This is a genomic window from Arthrobacter silvisoli (assembly GCF_003369445.1).
Classification (GTDB): Bacteria; Actinomycetota; Actinomycetes; order Actinomycetales; family Micrococcaceae; genus Arthrobacter; species Arthrobacter silvisoli.
Genome location: NZ_QRCU01000073.1, coordinates 1 through 16,286 on the forward strand (window position 1 = coordinate 1; position 16,286 = coordinate 16,286).

A 16,286-nucleotide genomic window follows, 5' to 3' on the forward strand; every position below is an offset into this window, starting at 1 on the left:
CCGTCACAACCACACCGGCGAGTCAGGAAGTGGGGCCAGAAATAACCGTCCTACCGGGGCCAAACAAACCTGTCACAGTCAGCGTCGCAAATCTTTGACGCGGGCCATGTGGAACAGAGCCTCACAATGGCAACGAATGTCCGGGTACTGCTGTATGACCACCAGCCACCCGGCAAAGAGCCCACGAGTGTCTCGCTTCTGCAGCAACTCGGCTTGAAGGACAAACTGAAGTTCGTCGATACTTCGCTTGCCAACACCACGGTCCTTGTGGGCGCCCCGAATATCCAACTCGAGTACGAACTCGAAGACGGCAGCCGCCATTTTGCATCTATGGGTCAGGACGGCTTGGTTGCCGTGCTCGTCGAGGAGGGCCGGGCCCGATATGTGGCGTCGCTGCGGCAGGTCCCGGGCCGCAAGGACCGCCTACCCTTCGAGTCGTGGTGGACAAATCCCATCATGGATCTGCCCAATCGGGGTCGCTACAGCAGGTGGGAGCTTATCCGCCAAATGGCCAATCGTGCTGGCGGCGCCCACGTGGATCCGAAGGGCCTCGAAGAAGGCTATGCGCGTTTTGTGAATGAGGGATTGGCAATGTGGGTCGGGACGGGTACCTCACACCTGGACCCATTGGCCGAAGGGCATCGGCCGACAGGCGACCCCGCCGCGATGTCGATGCGACAAATCGCCTACGAGTTGCTTGCGACCATGGAGGAATGCGAGGAACTGCAGAGCGTCCTCAGGAGCGCTCCCTAACCTCAAGTTCGGCCAAATGTTCAAACGGCACCCAAATGACCTCTTCCACCGGGGGATTTGGTTCCCCACCGTCGAGATACGGCTCTCCACGGCTACCTGTTTCGGGCGAGGGCCGTACGCAGTAGGGTGAAGCTTCACAACCATGAAGGGGGCAAGGAAATGGCAACAGCACACGTTGTACCGACCGGGGGAATGTGGTTCGTGAAAGTGTACGGCGTAGAGAAGTCCCGGCACTTTACCCAGGGCGTGGCTTGGAACGCCGCACGGGACTACCTCGCAGCCAATGGAGGAGGCGAGCTCTTTGTTCATGGTACCGACGGGGCGGTCCGCACGAAGGACACCATCTATCCGGGAAACGATCCTCGAAACATTCGCGGCTGATCTGGCAAACCAAGGAAGGCCCTTCTCGAGGGAGGTCGTCGAAAGGGACTGGAACCGGCGCCCACGGTTTGTTGGAGTACCGGGCCGGCGCCGGCGCCACGCGCTCGGCAGGTTTGGGCCGGTGGTGGGGCCCGTGGTGTTCAGCAGGTAGAGAAAGTAAAGGATGGAACTCTCGTCTGGGAGCTAGGGTCCATCCTGTTCAGGTCGTTCGTTGAGGGCCGTTAGACTGCACCCGTGGATCTGAGGGATTACAACATCGCCGTGGCCGCATGCAATCACATGGAACTCCATCGGCTGGTGCAGTTCGATGCATAAGCATCCCGTTCAGGATCGTGGATCGAGAGCGAGCAAATCGACTCTTCCGACCGTAAGAGGCCGTCCCTATCCCCACTGGGTGGAGCGCATCACGGAGTTGAAGCGCCAAGGCCGTACGGAGGAAGCGCTCACGCTTCTCTTCGAATGCATTGATGCCGCCGAATTGGATCAGGGCCCGTTTCCGGCTCCGTGGTACACATGGCAGGCCGCAATCATCTTCCGTCAGCGACGAGAATACGCCGCGGAAGTGCAAGTACTAGAACGTTGGGTCAACGCGCTGAGAGACACTCCGAATCCGTCGGAGTGGGGAGCATCAGCCCTTAGGATGTTTCCGAGGCTGGAGCGTGCACGAGAATTTGAGCGGAAGGCCGAAGCGGCAAGCCTTTGACCTGAGGACCCATCGTTGATTTTGGCCTCATCTTGGGCCAACTGCATCTCTAGGCTTAGGCCCTTTGGGCTCTAACCTGCGCGGGCCAGCTGACTATTTGACGGAAATCCTCGATAGGTGCTGGTAGTGCACCGTTGAGGTGGTCGATGGCTCTGCCACAATGCGCTTCGCTTGTAACATTTCGTGTACGGTTCACCCTGTGAGCAATAACAGCATGGTGGTTCCTCTGATGGCGCCCGTAAAAGACGCATGGACAGCTGGAAGTGGATTCCTTGCCCGTATAAGTGGGGAACTCTTTCTGGTTACGACGGCCCACATCGGCGACCGGGAACTCGCGCCAAGGGCCGAATGGTCGTTGTGGCCAGACAGCATTTATCTTGCTGACACGGTGGAGGTAGATCAGGAAGATAACCTTCCCAAGCGCATAGCATCGTTTGAACTCTTTACAGAGGACTCCGATGCCCGACGCATTCCGCTTTTCAAATACCACCTGCGTCAGGACAGGCCTGGGAGAATTGCGGACATCATCTTGCTTCCGATCCCTCCCGACCACCCAGTCGCGGAGCTGTACAGCGACTTCGACCTGCCGGCCAACATTGGCGACCACGAAGTGGGTGCTGCAGTCACCATGCTCGGACGGAAGGTAAGCACCTTTCCCAGCCTCGTCGTCACCCCAGGCTTTACCACAATGCAGGCTGGGCCGCTCCGATTCATGATTCCTGAAGGAGAAGAAGGCGATTCCGGCGGTCCAGTCACTAATGGACGGGGGCAATTGCTAGGCATGAACGTTGGTTCACATGAAAACCTTCCCAGCCAGGCCATGCTGATGTCACCTGAAACAATCGTGGCCGTTGCCTCCGCAGTGGAGGGAGTAGCCGAAGACTGGCCGGAGTTTAAGACGGAGACTACCTGACGATACGGTTGCGAGCCTTGCAGCCGAGCCCGGTCCTTTCAGGCACTGGAAATCGAGTTCGATTTCGGAGACATGTTACGTCTCGACCCCGATCTCATCGAAGTCATCGTCCGTCTCGGCCTCGCGTGTTCTAATCCGTACGTAAACCTCCGCCAACTCCTCTTCGATAACAGAATGGTCGGAAAATCTGGCTATGTTGTCGTTGAAAAAGTCCTCTGGCGCATGGATGAAGGTTGGAGAGACGATTTCACCGAGGATCGGGAGATCCTGATGGGTGTAGTAGCTGGCAACATCAAGACTTGTTTAGACCCAGCGGACCTTCCTGAATAGGCTGAGCACCACGCCGACCGAAGGCACACACAGGGGTAGCTCCAGGTCTTCCATTACAGTCCTTGCGCTTGATTCAAGCCCGTCTTCGGCTAGTTCCGACTCGATCGCATATGCCATCGCTTCCTTGAGTGAGATTAGATCCCGCACTTCCTTGGAGACCGAAGCTCTCGCCGCAAGGGCGGACCATTCCTTATAGGTGTTGACCTCAGCGTTGTCGTTCCACAAAACATCCAGATGCTCGTACCGTCCTGCTCCGCTGGCAACCGCTCGACCGCGCCCATAAGCTCGGGGTCGAGGCTGTCCGCCGGCCGGACGAGGTACTTCGCCTCCCGCTCCGAGGAGCCCGGGCTCGATGGAGGTAACGGTAACGCGTCAACTGCGTCCAGCAGGATCCCGATCTTGTGCGAGTATTCGCGGAGGCTGGGGAACTTGCCATTAGTCGCATATCCGTTGCAGGCGATAGCCAGCCTGCATAAACGTTCCAGACCAGACGCGTAGGAGTACAACCCGACATGAAGCGCATAGTTCAAATCGGAGCCACCCCATGGAGGCAGGTCGGGTGCTGTAGGAACGGAGCACAGCCTCCGGAGCCCAGTCAGTGTCAACTCTGTGGCGAACTGAGTCTCACCGTCGAGACTCTCCCAAATGACCCGAGGCATCCTCCCGTTCACGCCGCACCACTCCAGCCGTGCACAAATGGTCCCTGTTTTGTCGTCTGTATCGAACTACTCCGCGGCCATCCTGCCATCAGGATCAGTTCCCGAGACGTGGAATTGGCTGCCGGATGGGTGGCGGATAACCCAGAACCGGCCTCTTTGCCGCTTTGATCGCCAACGCGACGCTGTCAGCTTCTGCCCACGTCAGCAAACCCTTATGTGCTGCCGCCTCGAGAAGGGCTCGTGTCCCGGCGGTGGCGACACCTCGTCTGGTGCATTGAACGGCGGTGGGCTTGTCTTCGGTGAAAACGATCGTTCTTGTGGCGTCAAACTGGGACTCGATGAGGGCTAGGGTCTCCGCTTCACCCAGGTGCTTGCGAGGCCCGTCGCCTGGTTGGGCGAAACCCAGCCTAATTCGCTGGGCATGAAGCATTTCGTCGTATGTCGGGATGATCGCCGGCGGCATGAATGAGGCGACCTGCGCGAGGGGTCCAAAGTTCGGATCTTGCCCCCAGCGGGCGACCTCATCGCATACCGTTTCTCCCCACTCGCCACGCCCATCAAGAGTATTCTTCACGATGTCCAATCGATCGACCGCCGCAAAGTTCATTAGCAGGCACGTGTCTGGAAAGACAAAACGGATTTCACCGCTCACAGGGCTGCAGCCAGGGCGGCACCACTCACGGTGTGGACGCTATTCCAGCCCGGATTTACATCTTCCACGGCCGCACCGAGCATCCACGCGAGGACCTGGCCGTCTGTCTTACCGTCCTGAACCGCCCTAGTGTGCGCCTCAACGATGCGACGAGGAAACCGCGGCTTTTGATATCGATTCGTTTGCTGCAGGAGCCGATCGGAATCGAGTACTTGACGAGCGAGCTCGTGGGTTGTTTTCTCTACGGCTGCCACGAGAGCACCGCTTCGAGGCTGGATTTTCAGGCTTGTCAGGCGATTGCGAACAGTCTCTGTGGAGACGCCCATTCCCAGCACCATGTGGGCTAGGTCGGTTTCGCTTGCACCTCCCCAGTCGAACCCTCTGATGGTTTCTTCAGGGGCCAGAAGCTCCGCCGCAAAGGCATTCGCCCAAGCCTCGTCCGCCCGTATGTATCGTTCTTCATCGCTATACGCAAGATCGCCGCGGACTATATGCCCCAGTTCATGGGCAAGGTTCCAGTTAATCCGGAACCATGAACCTCCTGTATGAGCAACGATGAACGTTAGTCCATCGGACGCGGCGGAATAGGCTTTGAACATTGGTTCACCATCGACGATAAACACGTCGATCCCCAAAGCTGCCTCAACGGCGCCAGGAAAATCTTCGATATATGGGCGCCTCTGGTCGCCGCGAACGTCGGACAGCAGTGCCGCGATGTGCCTTGCGGCCATTTTGGCTGATGAATAGGACGGCAAAGACGTCTGGGTCTCGCGGGGACCCAAGCCTACTTGCGCATATGCCAAAGCGACATCCCCAGCGATCCGTGCAGCGTGGTTCCAGTCGTGTGGTACGTCCGCCTGCGCGTTGCGATCGTAATCGTGCCGGGCGCTGAGCTTCAGCTCGTACGGATCCCGATCTCCAGTAATGAGCCAATGGACCGAAGCGTGAACGAAATCGGCAATGCTGGCCAATTCCACCAGTTTGAATTGTCGCTCGTCCCGCAGTGCCCTGCTCAGGGCATCTGGGGTCATGCCTGCAGATTTGGCAACGTCAACTTGCTTCATGCCGAGCGATTCAATCTGCGCTCGAACTCGATCCCCCACAGATTCCATGGGTTAAGCTTAGACAGTAGTTGGGATTTTCCCAAGCCGGGCAAGGCCTGATCGCACGCTTTCACCGGCTCCTCGGGATCCGGCGCACCGACTTGAACCCAGCGATAAGTCGGCCATTTCCTCAGTCGCGGGGTGATCCGAACTATCCGAGGAGAATGTCCGTCGCAAATCGGCATGGTCCGGGGGAGTGGGCGCTTCCCAACGCTTCTGGGCTTCCTGGCGGGTGATCCCGCCGGCCCTGCCGATCTTGTCCCAGGAGACTCCGGCGGCGCGCGCTGGCCACGGCTGCGTCGAGCTGGGTTTCGAGCTCCGTTAAGTCCTGGTCTAGGGTGCGGATGGTGTGGAGGGTCTGATCCGGGGCGATGTGTGTTCGTCGATGCCGAGCATCCGCGGTGCCAAAGCGTTGAGGTTGGGCAGTGTCAGCGCCGCGCAGTCCAGGGCCCGCTGGACCAGTGGCGCAATGATCCTGGAGCACGGCGTGTACTTCACGCTTCCTAACGATTCAGACCAATATCCCGCTACCTACGGCTCCATCGCATGTATTGCCGGCAGTAGGTGGAACGCGTGAAATCCCCCATGGAGGGCGGGCTCTGCAAACCGGAATCATTTTCGGATTTGGGCTGAGCTAACCCAGACTGGGGCACGCTTACTCGCGGGCCGAGTCGGGATAGGCGCCCGCGGACAGCGCCTCCCAGCGCCTCTGTGCTCCTTGTCGGGTGATTCCGACGGCCCTGCCGATCTTGTCCCAGGAGACGCCCGACGCCCTGGCGGACGCGACAGTGTCGTCGAGGTGGGCTTCGAGATCCTTCAGGCTCCGGCTCAGGGTGCCGACGGTGTGCAGCGGCCGGGTCACCACTCGTCGTCCTTCGGCCGGTTGCCCTGAGCATACTCAAAGGCAAGGGAGACGTATTGAACGTCGTCTGCTGGCACCTCTGTGGCGTCTATCGACACAAGCGCGTCTAGTAGAGCCTCCTCGGTGCCGTAGAGCTCAACGAGGGTCTCCCAGTTAAGCCGCAGCGTCCGCCTAATGGCTCTATTTCCCATTGATTGTCCGATGGACTCAGAGCAAGCCTTCCTGATCATTGCAACCGTAAAAGAGGTTTCCTTCCTAGAGGAGAGGGAGATAGGCTCGCGACCAAGCCGTTTCGGTAAGTAAAGAAGCCGTAGAAGCTGGTCTTCATGCGCCAGCTCAGCCGATGTGGACATTTCTACTTGGTCGGCAAGGCTTTCGAAGAGGTGACTTTCCAGAGCGTCCGAGATTAGCTTCTTTTCATCGTCTTCCCCGGGAACAAGAATCTCGAGGAGCTCGAATTTGGATGAAAGGGTGGTCAGTTGTGGCATGACCATTTTTGCCACAGCTTCTCTGGTTTCCTCGGTTTCCAGCCCGGACAGGATGCGAAAGCAGAGGCCGCCAGCAACGATGCGGGCTCCAAGGTCGAACATACCTCTCGGCCGTTCAGGAATATCCGGGAGTATATTCATGATCGTAACTACGAAAATTACGGCTCCGTCTTCTGGAAAAGCTTTGAATGATCGAAATGCTGATATGACATCTTCTAGCTCCAGTGGATCGAGAGATCGAAGGTATGACTCGAATTTCGTCGCGTCTGTGATGAGGTCGAAGGCCGTCTGTGCGTGACCGAAAGCCGCAAGCTTCTTCGAGCCAACACGATCGAGATATAGTTCTAGGATGTCCGGATGCGCTACAAGGCGCTGATGAAGCCAAGTGTCGAGCCACTCAGACCCGTAGTGATTGTTTTCTATATAGCGCCGGGCAGCCGGGAACAACCGCTTGATGATCGCCTCGCCCAAGTCGTGTTGGTCTCCGCATAGATTGATGAGGTCTTCTATTTCACCTTTCGCGACGGGAGACTCGCTATTTCCCATGTTGTAAAGAGAAACTGTTTGGGTAAGGCTGGATCTTATTTGTGATATTCGACTAACAAGATCAGGTCTAAAAGTGCGAACTGCCTCTAGAGCAAGTACGTCACCGAGTTCAACTCTTTCCTTCAGTGTCGCGACTGCCAACTGGGCAGATGAGCAGTACCGCTTGACGTCCCGCATGTTTCCCACGAGCGGCAAAACAATTTCCGCGAAAGTATCGGGCCAGCGGTTCGCATCAAACAATTTGACATCGCCTACAGCATCCACCAGCTCCTGAAGTGATCGCCCGAGCTCCTGGTTGATCGCCCCTTGCGGGATGGCGGGCAGGTCTATGGTTGTCTGAACAATCTTTTCCAAGTACGCTCGGCCGTCAATTCCAGCGCCAGTCAGTGCAGCTTCTACCCGCGCCCGGTCATATACCAAGACGTAGACGATGTTTGGAAGGTTGGCAGTAAGTCGCACCAACTTGAAGACGTCCTGAATCTCTCCCTGGGACAGTCGATCAATGTCGTCTATGAAGACCAGAAGCGGGTTCTCAAGCTCAGAGAGAGCCTTTGCTAGTTGCGCCTTTTGCTCAACAACGCTCTTCTTCGCGTTTTCGCGAATCTTCTTGGCAGCCCCCGTCAGAGCCTTCCACTGGGTGAACATCCAGCCGACGCCTGGAACCCAAGCGAATGGGGTTAGGAGCGAACTGTAGTTATCGATTGCATCAATAACTTTGTCGAGCTTGGCGTTACTTCGGAGCCGGAGTTGTGCCGCGAGCTCGCGAAAGAAGGTGTCGACGAGCTGCGTTGTCCCCGAAAACATCCATGGGTTGAAATCAAGAATGATGCGTTCGTCACGGAACAACGGCCGGACTAGGTTCAGGAGTGATGTCTTTCCCGAGCCCCAAGCCCCCGTGAGGGCCACCACGTGGCCTTCACGAGATGGCAGTAGATCCAGGAGATTGTGTAGTTCTTCGGCGAGGCTGGCCCTCCCGAAGAGGTCTTCATTCGGGCTCTCAATCGGGTTGTCTCCGCGAGTCATGTATACCCTTTCCCCAAAGCAATGAATACGTTGTCAGAGGGACTCTATCTGCGGCTAAGGGGGTTCGACGGACAATGTCGTACGACTCAGCCGAACCGTCGCCAGGAAATTGGCGCCAGTTTGGACGGCATGAACCGACCGCGAGGCGGCGAACGCTCGGCTCAGTGCGATCAAGACCAGGACAGGGCATCCAGTGCGGCCGTACCCCAAGGGCCCTGACTCAATCCAAAGGCTCGCAAGACACGCGGAGACGGGCAGAGATGCTTCTGCAAGAAGGTATGGGCCCCTGAGGACCCGAGCAGGGCGATCATGGTACGGGCCACGGCGGCGGAGGAATCGCAGGGCATGGGCCGCAAAACTCATGGTGCATCGAGGGCCGGAAGGCATGCCCCAAAGTTAAAAGGGGCGGTTTGTCGTACCGCCAGTTCGGCACGTCGGGTCATGGGGTCAGTCGGCCCCGGCAGTGGGCATACTTTCCCAGCGTTTTGGGCCCCCTATCGGCTGATCCCCAACGCTCGTCCAATCTTGTCCCAGGAGACGCCCGAGGCCCTGGCGGTCGCCACGGCACCGTCGAGCTTGGATTCGATATCCTTCAGGCTCTGGCTCAGGGTTCGGATGGTGTGCACCGACAGATCCGGGGCGACATGCCGTTGCCACACATCCAGGAACAGCGACTCCAGGTCCTTCCGGTCGCCCATGTCAGCAGCGTCGACGCTGACCGGCGGTCCGGCGTAGACGCGCCCTGCGGCCAGGTCCTCATCGACCGGATCCCAGACACGCGTCCACAAAGGATCTAGGATGACGTGCTTCCGGAAGGGATCACAGCTGCAGGCGACCCGCCATCCGACAACCTGCGACGGCGGCCGCCAAGCGATGTTGCCCGGGTCATTCTCATGCGCGACCGGCCGGCCGTCGGGCGTCATGAGGTTAACCTCCATGTACCTCACTGGCCTGGACGACTGGGACTGGAACGACTTCGTTAGGCAAACAAGCGAGGTCGTGTCAGACGCCGCGGGCTGGATGGGTTACCAGGCGCGGCCGGATCAACCCGATACATTGAAATGGGAGATGGCACGGTTGTATGAAGCTGGCAGGTTGGGCGACACCACGTTCGTTGAGAACGGGCGTGAAGTGCCGAATCCGTTCACAAAAAACCCATGACGCAGAGACTGATAGACCGGCCCGGCCGTGTCTTCCAGATCTGGGTGTACACGGTCAATCATAGGCAGCTACTCCTGCGAAGTACGAAGTCGGAGGAAATCACGACGCGGGTCGATGTTCTGTTCAAGAACGTGAAGGCAATGAACTTGCCAACCCACTTGGACGGTCTCGTAGTAACCGCGCCGGCCAGGACGCCGAGGCAAAAATCACCAATGAAACCGGATTCATGCCAGACGATCACACGGAATTCTTCGAAATCGAGTGCTCCGGACGGTACGGTTTCGTGGTAGTCGAGATTGTTGTCGAGGATGAAGACCAAGGGGATTTCGACGAGCCGAGCAGGTAATGGCCGGGTCCGAACGGGCTGTCCCCCTCATAACGCTCCGATCACCTCTTGGTTGTTGTCACCCCGTGCCAGCTTGACGGAAGGTCGATTATCGGTCGTTGCCGACAACAGGTTGCGTGGTTGGCCACTGAAATAACGAAGACGAAAGCGACCCCGGCAGCACGGAAAACCTCCCGCGCCGCCAGGGCCGCTTTCGCCGCGGCCAGGGGCCGCCGTAGGTCGCCACACGCGACCGAGACAGACCTACTTCTTAGGCAACCCCGGCGGGTTCAGTTCCGACTTGGCAATACCCTCCGAAGACAGGCCCCAGCGGTCCAGGATCTTCCCGTACGTCCCGTTCTTGATGAGCACGTTAAGAGCAGCCTGAGCCGCAACCGCCAACCCGTTGCCCTTCTTGGTCGTAAACGCGATGTCGGCCTTCAGCGGCCAGCCACCGTTCACCGTGCCCACCTGCTTGGTCTTGCCGTCCTTCGCAGCCTTATACGCGGCGCCCGCGTTCGGGCCGAAGGTCAGGTCCGCGCGGCCGGACTGGATCGCCAGCGAGGAGGCCGAGTCGTCGTCGTAATACTGGAACTCAACCGGCTTCAGGCCGTTCTTCTTGTTCTCCTCGTCCCAGCGCACCAGGATCGCCTCCTGGTTGGTGCGCGAGCCCACGATCACCCGCTTGCCCGCCACATCCTTCGCCTCCTTCACCTCGCCAATCGAAGAATCGCTCTTCGCGTAGAAGCCCAGGAGGTCGGTGCGGTAGCTGGCGAAGTCGAACTTCTCCTTGCGCTCCTCCGTGACAGTCACGTTGGACAGCACGGCCTCGTACTTGCCGGACGCCACGCCCAGCGGCCAGTCCGCCCACGCCACCGGCAGCACCTCCACCTGCAGGCCCAGCGTCTCGCCCACCGCGTACGCCAGGTCCACCTCGTTGCCGATGAGCGTCTCGTTGTCCGTGGCGAACAGGCTCAGCGGCGCGGTGCCGCCCGTGGTGACCACGGTCAGCTTGCCGTCCGCCTTAATGGCGTCCGGAACCAGCGCCGCTGCCGCAGCATCAACGGTCACCGGGAGGCGGTCCTGCTGGGGGCTGAGGTTGAAGGTCTTGCCGCCAACGGTCGCAGCGGACGACGACGGCGCTGCCGCACCCTGGGAGCCCAGGGCTGCCGTGGCGCCCGGATCGGAGCAGGCCGCGAGTCCGAGTGCCGCCGCTGCCACCAGCACGAACGCCGTGCCTGTCTTTGAAGCCGAAATAGCCATGGGATACCTCTGATTTTCTGCTGAACGGATTGCTTGTCGGTGCAACTATCCGGCAGCCAAAACAGGCCGGTCAAAGGCGATTGAAACGCTTGGATACAGGGCGAAACCGGGCTTAACCGCGGGTCCGCGAAGGTCATAATCGGCACCCGCCGCACAACGAACCAAGTAGTGCGGCGAAATAAACGCCGAAAAAGACGAGTACCCGCTGGAGAAAGACAGGTGTGGATTACGCGTGTGCCCCCTACAGGCCCGGTCCTACGGTGGGACCACGCTGCGGCCGCGGGGGCTGCATCAAGTCTGGGGAGGCACCAAAATGGGACCTGTAGCAGCCTGTCAAAACGCGCCCGGAAGGCCGGGAACCTTACGAAGAACAGCTCGGAGAGCGGCGGCTGCACTGGCCACGGGAGCCTTGCTCCTGGGCGCGGCCGGAATCGCCCGGGCCGACAACATCTACAACAACCTCGACGGCACCATTGATTCGGTCGCCGAAATCATGCCGCTGAACGCCGGCGGAGCCAACGGCGTCACCGTGTTGGCAGTGCAGCCGACCGGCGGCGACGGCAAGAGCGGTTGCAACCTGACGGGGGCGACGATCCTGACGCTCAACCTGGGCTCGAGCCAGCCTTCCGTGGCCACGGTCAGCCCGTCCAGCGTCACCTTCACCTCCTGCGGTGACACCAAGCAGGTCACGGTGACCCCCTTGACCGCCGGTTCGACAACCGTCAGCGCAACTGTCGTCTCCAACACCACGGGCGGAACCTTCAACCTCGCCCCGGCCACCTTCCAGGTCAATGTCGCAGCCCCGGCCCCGTCGAACACCGCACCGACCCTGAACATCACCGGCGTAGCGGCGGGCTCCTCCTACTCCAAGGGCGCCGTCCCGGCCGCGGTCTGCAACGTCACGGACACCGAAGACGGCCCGAGCACCTTCGCCGCCACGCTCAACGCGATCAGCGGACCGGACGCCGCCACCGGTGTCGGAAGCCAGACGGCAAGCTGCGACTACACGGACGCCGGCGGCCTCCACGCCTCCAGTTCGGTCACCTACAACATCGTTGACGCCACGGCCCCCGGCATCAGTTACACCCTCAGCCCCGTGGCACCGGACGGGCTCAACGGCTGGTACCGCAGCGAGGTGTACCTGGACTGGACAGTCACCGAAGGAGACTCGCCCAGCACCCTGGCCCTGACCGGCTGCACGGACCAGCTCGTCAGCGTTGACCAGGTGTCCGCGGACTACAACTGCAGCGCCACCAGCGCGGGCGGCTCCGCCGGTCCGGTCACCGTGTCCATCAAGAAGGACGCCACGGCGCCCGGCGTCGAGTACACCAGCGCCAGCGGCACCGCAGGCAACAACGGCTGGTACACCTCCGACGTCACCGCAACCTTCACGGGAACGGACGCGACGTCGGGCCCGGCCTCCGCGACGCAGACCGCCACCAGCAGCGGCGAAGGTTCCGCCGTCGTCGTGCAGAGCCCGGCGTTCTCGGACAACGCGGGCAACGAGGCGGCGGCAGGCGCGGTCAGCCACAGCTTCAAGATCGACAAGACCGCACCCGGCGTTGAGTACACCGGCGCCAGCGGCACGGCAGGCAACAACGGTTGGTACACCTCGGACGTCACGGCCACCTTCACGGGAACGGACGCCACGTCCGGCCCGGCGTCGGCCACGCAGACGGCCGCGAGCAGCGGCGAAGGTTCCGCTGTTGTGGTGCAGAGCCCGGCGTTCGAAGACAACGCGGGCAACGTGACGGCAGCCGGTGCGGCCAGCCACAGCTTCAAGATCGACAAGACGGCACCGTCCGTGGAATATACCAGCGCGAGCGGCACCCTGGGCGCCAACGGCTGGTACACCTCGGATGTCACCGCCACCTTCACGGGAACGGACGCGACCTCCGGTCCGGCGTCGGCCACCCAGACGGCCACCTCCTCCGGCGAGGGATCCGACGTCGCGATCGCCAGCCCGGCCTTCTCCGACGAGGCCGGCAACGTGACCGCCGCAGGCGCGGACAGCCGCAGCTTCAAGATCGACAAGACGGACCCCACAGCGTCCTTCGACTCGGTGGTGGGCAACGCATACTTCGGTTCCGTGGCTGCGGCACCCACGTGCACGGCGTCGGACGATGTCTCCGGCCCGGCCGGCTGCGTCGTCACCGGTTACTCCAACCTGGTGGGCACGCACACGCTGACAGCAACGGCCACCGACAACGCGGGCCGCACCTCCACCGCCCAGCAGACGTACACGGTGATGGCCTGGACGCTCAAGGGCTTCTACCAGCCGATCGACATGAACGGCGTGCTGAACACCGTCAAGGGCGGCAGCACCGTCCCGGCGAAGTTCGAAGTGTTCGCAGGCAGCACCGAGCTGACCGATCCGGGCGTGGTGACGATGAGCGCCACGAAGATCACCTGCACCTTGACCGCGGTTGACGACATCGAGCTGACGTCCACGGGCAACACCTCGCTCCGTTACGACTCCGTCAGCGGTCAGTTCATCTACAACTGGAAGACCCCGGCCACCCCGGGATCCTGCTACAAACTGACCATGAGGACAGCCGACGGCTCCAGCATCTACGCAAACTTCAAGATGAAGTAGGAGCTCAGCTCGCACGAAGGCCTGGGGCATGACCCCGGGCCTTCGTGTGTGTTTCAGGGAATCAATGACGAACGGAGGACCACATGAAAGAGGACCACGAACTGCTGCGGCAGGCCGTCCGGCGCGCTTTCGTTGAAAGCGATGTCGCCGGACTCGGGTCGGGCGGGGATTGGTTCCCCGAGGATGGGTACGACGCCGAAGCGGACCGGGCGATGTCCCTGCTGCTCAGGGAGCTGTCCCTGGCGGAAGTGGTCGCCTGGACGGTGGGCACCATCGCCCGCGATTGGGGCGTGGAGATTGGCCCCGGCAAGAAGCACGTGCTGGCCGCTGCGCTGGCCGGGGTTGCGGCGGACCATCGGGGATCCTTGCGCGCTAAAATGCTTTGACACGCTCTTCGCCGGGTACTTCTTCGCAGGGTATGGCCCGCCGGACTTAGCCCCTTTCCCGGGTTGCGATGGCGGGGACGCCAGCGGGGAATCCGGGCAGGACGTTGTCGGGGGTATGGAACAGCCAGAGGGCGAGCCTGCGGTAGGCGTTCCAGTCCTTGTTATGGACGCGCAGGGATGCTGTGTACGTGGTCTTGGAACTCTTCCAGACCTTGACGATGTCCAGGGGGACCGGGTCGGCGCCTGGCAGTGCCAGGGGGACGGACCCGGCCTCGGGGAGCGCGTCGGCCTCGACCTGGACGGCGGCGCCGCCCATTGAGATGTCGAGGAGCCGGCCGGGGACCCCGGCGATAGTGACCGGGACGTCGATGCGGACCCGGTGGGCGCTCCTTCGCGAGGTGGCGAATTCGGCGGCCCGGATCCGCAGGGTTCCCAGGACCAGGACCACCCCGGCCAGGACCAGCCAGACGCCGGCGGCGACCGTGGAGCCCGGACTGGTCCGCCACGGTACCCAGCCGAGAACACCGGCGGTGGCGTACAGGATGATTGCGCCCACGATGATGATCAGCACAATCAGGATCCGCGGAGCCCTGCCGCGCAGGCGCAGTTCAGCGGCGCCCTTGGGTGTGACCTCGAACTCCAGGCTCTTGCGGGACACCAGCCACCAGAAGCACGCCAAGCCCACCGGGACCCGGAAGATTCGCAGGGCAAACGCCGTCGGCCAATGGATCTGGTGGCGCATGAGCCTCTTGGCACCCCACAAACGGACCCAGAACATTGCGGCAAAGGCCAGGGTGAACGCCAACGGCCCGGCCGTGGAGGTCTGGGCACCGGAGATCATGACTGCCATCGGGATGAAGAACGCCACCAGGGTAGCGATGCCTTCGAGCCACCACAGGGTGCCGTTGAGGTACTCATGGAAGTTCCGCCACGTCATCCAGGCCTTGGCGGCCCACAGGCGTTCGTGGGTGAGGATCTGCATGGCGCCCATGCCCCAGCGGCGGCGCTGCAGGAGGTACTGGTCTGCCGTTGCCGGGGCCAGGCCCACGGCCAGGGTCTGGTGGTGGTACGCCGTCTTCCAGCCCTTGTGGATGAGCTTGAGGGTGGTGTGCATGTCCTCGGTGATGGTTTCCGTTGCCACTCCGCCCACCTCGCGCAGGGCCTTGACCCTGAGCAGCGACGTGGACCCGCACCAGAACGGACCCGCGCCGGGCACGTTGCGGGAGGGCATCAGGACGTTGAAGAACAATCCCTGCTCCCCGGAGATGCCGTCGTCGTCGAAGGCCCCGGAGTTGTAGAACGCCTGCGGGCCTTGGATGAGGGCGATTTCTTCGTCGGCGAACCAGCCCAGGGTGGACGTCAGGAACGTCGGCAGCGGCACGTGGTCGCAGTCGAGCACGGCAATGATGTCGACCGCGTCCTTGCCCGCGGCTTCCTCGGCGGCCATGAGGTCCAGGGCGTGGTTCATGTTCCCGGCCTTGGCGTGGTCATGCTTGGCCCGGGTAACCACCCGGGCGCCGAGGGAGGCGCACATCTCGGCGACCCAGGGCCGGTTTCCGTCGTCCAGCACCCAGGTTTCATGGGCTGGCTGCAGGGCGCAGGCCGCGGCGACCGTGGGGGCGAGGACCTCCACCGGTTCGTTGTAAGTGGGGATCAGCACGGCGACCCGCATCCCGTGCGGGGGCTCGGTCACGGGATCGGGTGCGTGGCAGTCGATGTTCCACAAGGTGATGGATTTGAGGACCAGGCCCGCCAGCGGGAGGGCTTCGAAGGACACCAGGACCCACGCGATGGCGTGGTCCATGCCCGCGGGCGGCATGGTGAACGCGATCCGCCACGTCAGGTACAGCACCAGCGCCACGATCGCGGCGATGCCGCCCACCCTGGCCATCCATTTGGACCGCGGAGCCTCCGGAGCAGGAGGCTCCAGCTGCGCCGCCCACGCGGCGATACCCGCCGCTGTGAAGGCCTTGACCTCTTGGGGAGTGTCACGGAAAGACGCGGCACGCCTCCGACGTTCTCCGCTGGCCCGCGGGCCGATTTCGCCGCCGACGTGCCGGCGCTCGTCAATGTGCTGGCGCTCGTCGATGTAATGCATGTGATCCCCCAGCTGGACCTGCCAATGCAGATGTGGATTTTCAG

At 61.5% G+C, this 16,286-nt stretch carries 14 protein-coding genes; 7 read left to right on the forward strand and 7 right to left on the reverse strand.

All coding sequences use genetic code 11. From position 1 onward, the window contains the following. Nucleotides 1-126: 126 nt before the first annotated feature. From DWV11_RS16280 to DWV11_RS19950, 4 genes are all read left to right on the forward strand, one after another. Nucleotides 127-753, forward strand: coding sequence for a hypothetical protein (locus DWV11_RS16280; protein ID WP_115789969.1), 627 nt, complete (start codon nt 127-129; stop codon nt 751-753). Between the two features lie 159 nt (nt 754-912). Next, nucleotides 913-1,134, forward strand: coding sequence for a DUF2188 domain-containing protein (locus DWV11_RS20675; protein ID WP_115789970.1), 222 nt, complete (start codon nt 913-915; stop codon nt 1,132-1,134). A gap of 902 nt (nt 1,135-2,036) precedes the next feature. Beyond that, nucleotides 2,037-2,750, forward strand: a complete 714-nt coding sequence (locus DWV11_RS16290) for a hypothetical protein (RefSeq protein ID WP_136017925.1) — start codon at nt 2,037-2,039, stop codon at nt 2,748-2,750. A 72-nt stretch (nt 2,751-2,822) separates the two neighbouring features. After that, on the forward strand, nt 2,823-3,080 hold the full coding sequence (locus DWV11_RS19950; protein WP_136017926.1) for a hypothetical protein: 258 nt from the start codon (nt 2,823-2,825) through the stop codon (nt 3,078-3,080). A 753-nt stretch (nt 3,081-3,833) separates the two neighbouring features. Here DWV11_RS19950 and DWV11_RS16300 read toward each other — a convergent pair. The 5 genes from DWV11_RS16300 to DWV11_RS16320 form a co-directional block, all read right to left on the reverse strand. Continuing rightward, nucleotides 3,834-4,391: a hypothetical protein gene (locus tag DWV11_RS16300; RefSeq protein ID WP_136017927.1), complete on the reverse strand. Its 558-nt coding sequence runs from the start codon at nt 4,389-4,391 to the stop codon at nt 3,834-3,836. Then, nucleotides 4,388-5,503 (reverse strand): helix-turn-helix domain-containing protein, encoded by a 1,116-nt coding sequence (locus DWV11_RS16305; protein WP_115789974.1) that lies wholly within the window; start codon nt 5,501-5,503, stop codon nt 4,388-4,390. Before DWV11_RS16305 ends, DWV11_RS16300 begins: the two co-directional genes overlap by 4 nt. A gap of 646 nt (nt 5,504-6,149) precedes the next feature. Further along, nucleotides 6,150-6,356 (reverse strand): hypothetical protein, encoded by a 207-nt coding sequence (locus DWV11_RS16310; RefSeq protein WP_245953734.1) that lies wholly within the window; start codon nt 6,354-6,356, stop codon nt 6,150-6,152. Next, entirely contained in the window at nt 6,353-8,413 is a 2,061-nt protein-coding gene (locus DWV11_RS16315; protein WP_115789975.1) for a KAP family P-loop NTPase fold protein, read from the reverse strand. The genes DWV11_RS16310 and DWV11_RS16315 overlap by 4 nt, the downstream gene beginning before the upstream one ends. 494 nt (nt 8,414-8,907) lie before the next feature. Further along, nucleotides 8,908-9,336 carry a hypothetical protein gene (locus tag DWV11_RS16320; RefSeq protein WP_245953736.1) on the reverse strand — a complete coding sequence of 143 codons (429 nt, stop codon included), beginning with the start codon at nt 9,334-9,336 and terminating at the stop codon, nt 8,908-8,910. A gap of 13 nt (nt 9,337-9,349) precedes the next feature. Here DWV11_RS16320 and DWV11_RS20170 point away from each other — a divergent pair, with 13 nt between their 5' ends. Beyond that, nucleotides 9,350-9,574, forward strand: a complete 225-nt coding sequence (locus tag DWV11_RS20170) for a hypothetical protein (protein ID WP_168404734.1) — start codon at nt 9,350-9,352, stop codon at nt 9,572-9,574. Between the two features lie 589 nt (nt 9,575-10,163). Here DWV11_RS20170 and DWV11_RS16325 read toward each other — a convergent pair. After that, nucleotides 10,164-11,162 carry an ABC transporter substrate-binding protein gene (locus DWV11_RS16325; protein ID WP_115789976.1) on the reverse strand — a complete coding sequence of 333 codons (999 nt, stop codon included), beginning with the start codon at nt 11,160-11,162 and terminating at the stop codon, nt 10,164-10,166. 409 nt (nt 11,163-11,571) lie between these two features. Here DWV11_RS16325 and DWV11_RS16330 point away from each other — a divergent pair, with 409 nt between their 5' ends. Both DWV11_RS16330 and DWV11_RS16335 read left to right on the forward strand, forming a co-directional pair. Beyond that, nucleotides 11,572-13,758, forward strand: a complete 2,187-nt coding sequence (locus tag DWV11_RS16330; RefSeq protein ID WP_115789977.1) for a PxKF domain-containing protein — start codon at nt 11,572-11,574, stop codon at nt 13,756-13,758. A gap of 83 nt (nt 13,759-13,841) precedes the next feature. Continuing rightward, nucleotides 13,842-14,144, forward strand: a complete 303-nt coding sequence (locus DWV11_RS16335; RefSeq protein ID WP_115789978.1) for a hypothetical protein — start codon at nt 13,842-13,844, stop codon at nt 14,142-14,144. A gap of 46 nt (nt 14,145-14,190) precedes the next feature. On the opposite strand, the gene DWV11_RS16340 is transcribed toward DWV11_RS16335, so the two are convergent. Further along, complete coding sequence (locus tag DWV11_RS16340; protein WP_168404736.1) at nt 14,191-16,242, reverse strand: glycosyltransferase family 2 protein; 2,052 nt, start codon at nt 16,240-16,242, stop codon at nt 14,191-14,193. Between the last annotated feature and the right edge of the window lie 44 nt (nt 16,243-16,286).

What these genes read in the sequence shown, in the direction of transcription:
- DWV11_RS16280 (WP_115789969.1), top strand. Translation starts at nt 127, where the DNA reads ATGGCAACGAATGTCCGGGTACTGCTGTATGACCACCAGCCACCCGGC.
- DWV11_RS20675 (WP_115789970.1), top strand. Translation starts at nt 913, where the DNA reads ATGGCAACAGCACACGTTGTACCGACCGGGGGAATGTGGTTCGTGAAA.
- DWV11_RS19950 (WP_136017926.1), top strand. Translation starts at nt 2,823, where the DNA reads ATGTTACGTCTCGACCCCGATCTCATCGAAGTCATCGTCCGTCTCGGC.
- DWV11_RS16305 (WP_115789974.1), bottom strand. Translation starts at nt 5,503, where the DNA reads ATGGAATCTGTGGGGGATCGAGTTCGAGCGCAGATTGAATCGCTCGGC.
- DWV11_RS16315 (WP_115789975.1), bottom strand. Translation starts at nt 8,413, where the DNA reads ATGACTCGCGGAGACAACCCGATTGAGAGCCCGAATGAAGACCTCTTC.
- DWV11_RS16320 (WP_245953736.1), bottom strand. Translation starts at nt 9,336, where the DNA reads ATGACGCCCGACGGCCGGCCGGTCGCGCATGAGAATGACCCGGGCAAC.
- DWV11_RS20170 (WP_168404734.1), top strand. Translation starts at nt 9,350, where the DNA reads ATGTACCTCACTGGCCTGGACGACTGGGACTGGAACGACTTCGTTAGG.
- DWV11_RS16325 (WP_115789976.1), bottom strand. Translation starts at nt 11,162, where the DNA reads ATGGCTATTTCGGCTTCAAAGACAGGCACGGCGTTCGTGCTGGTGGCA.
- DWV11_RS16335 (WP_115789978.1), top strand. Translation starts at nt 13,842, where the DNA reads ATGAAAGAGGACCACGAACTGCTGCGGCAGGCCGTCCGGCGCGCTTTC.
- DWV11_RS16340 (WP_168404736.1), bottom strand. Translation starts at nt 16,242, where the DNA reads ATGCATTACATCGACGAGCGCCAGCACATTGACGAGCGCCGGCACGTC.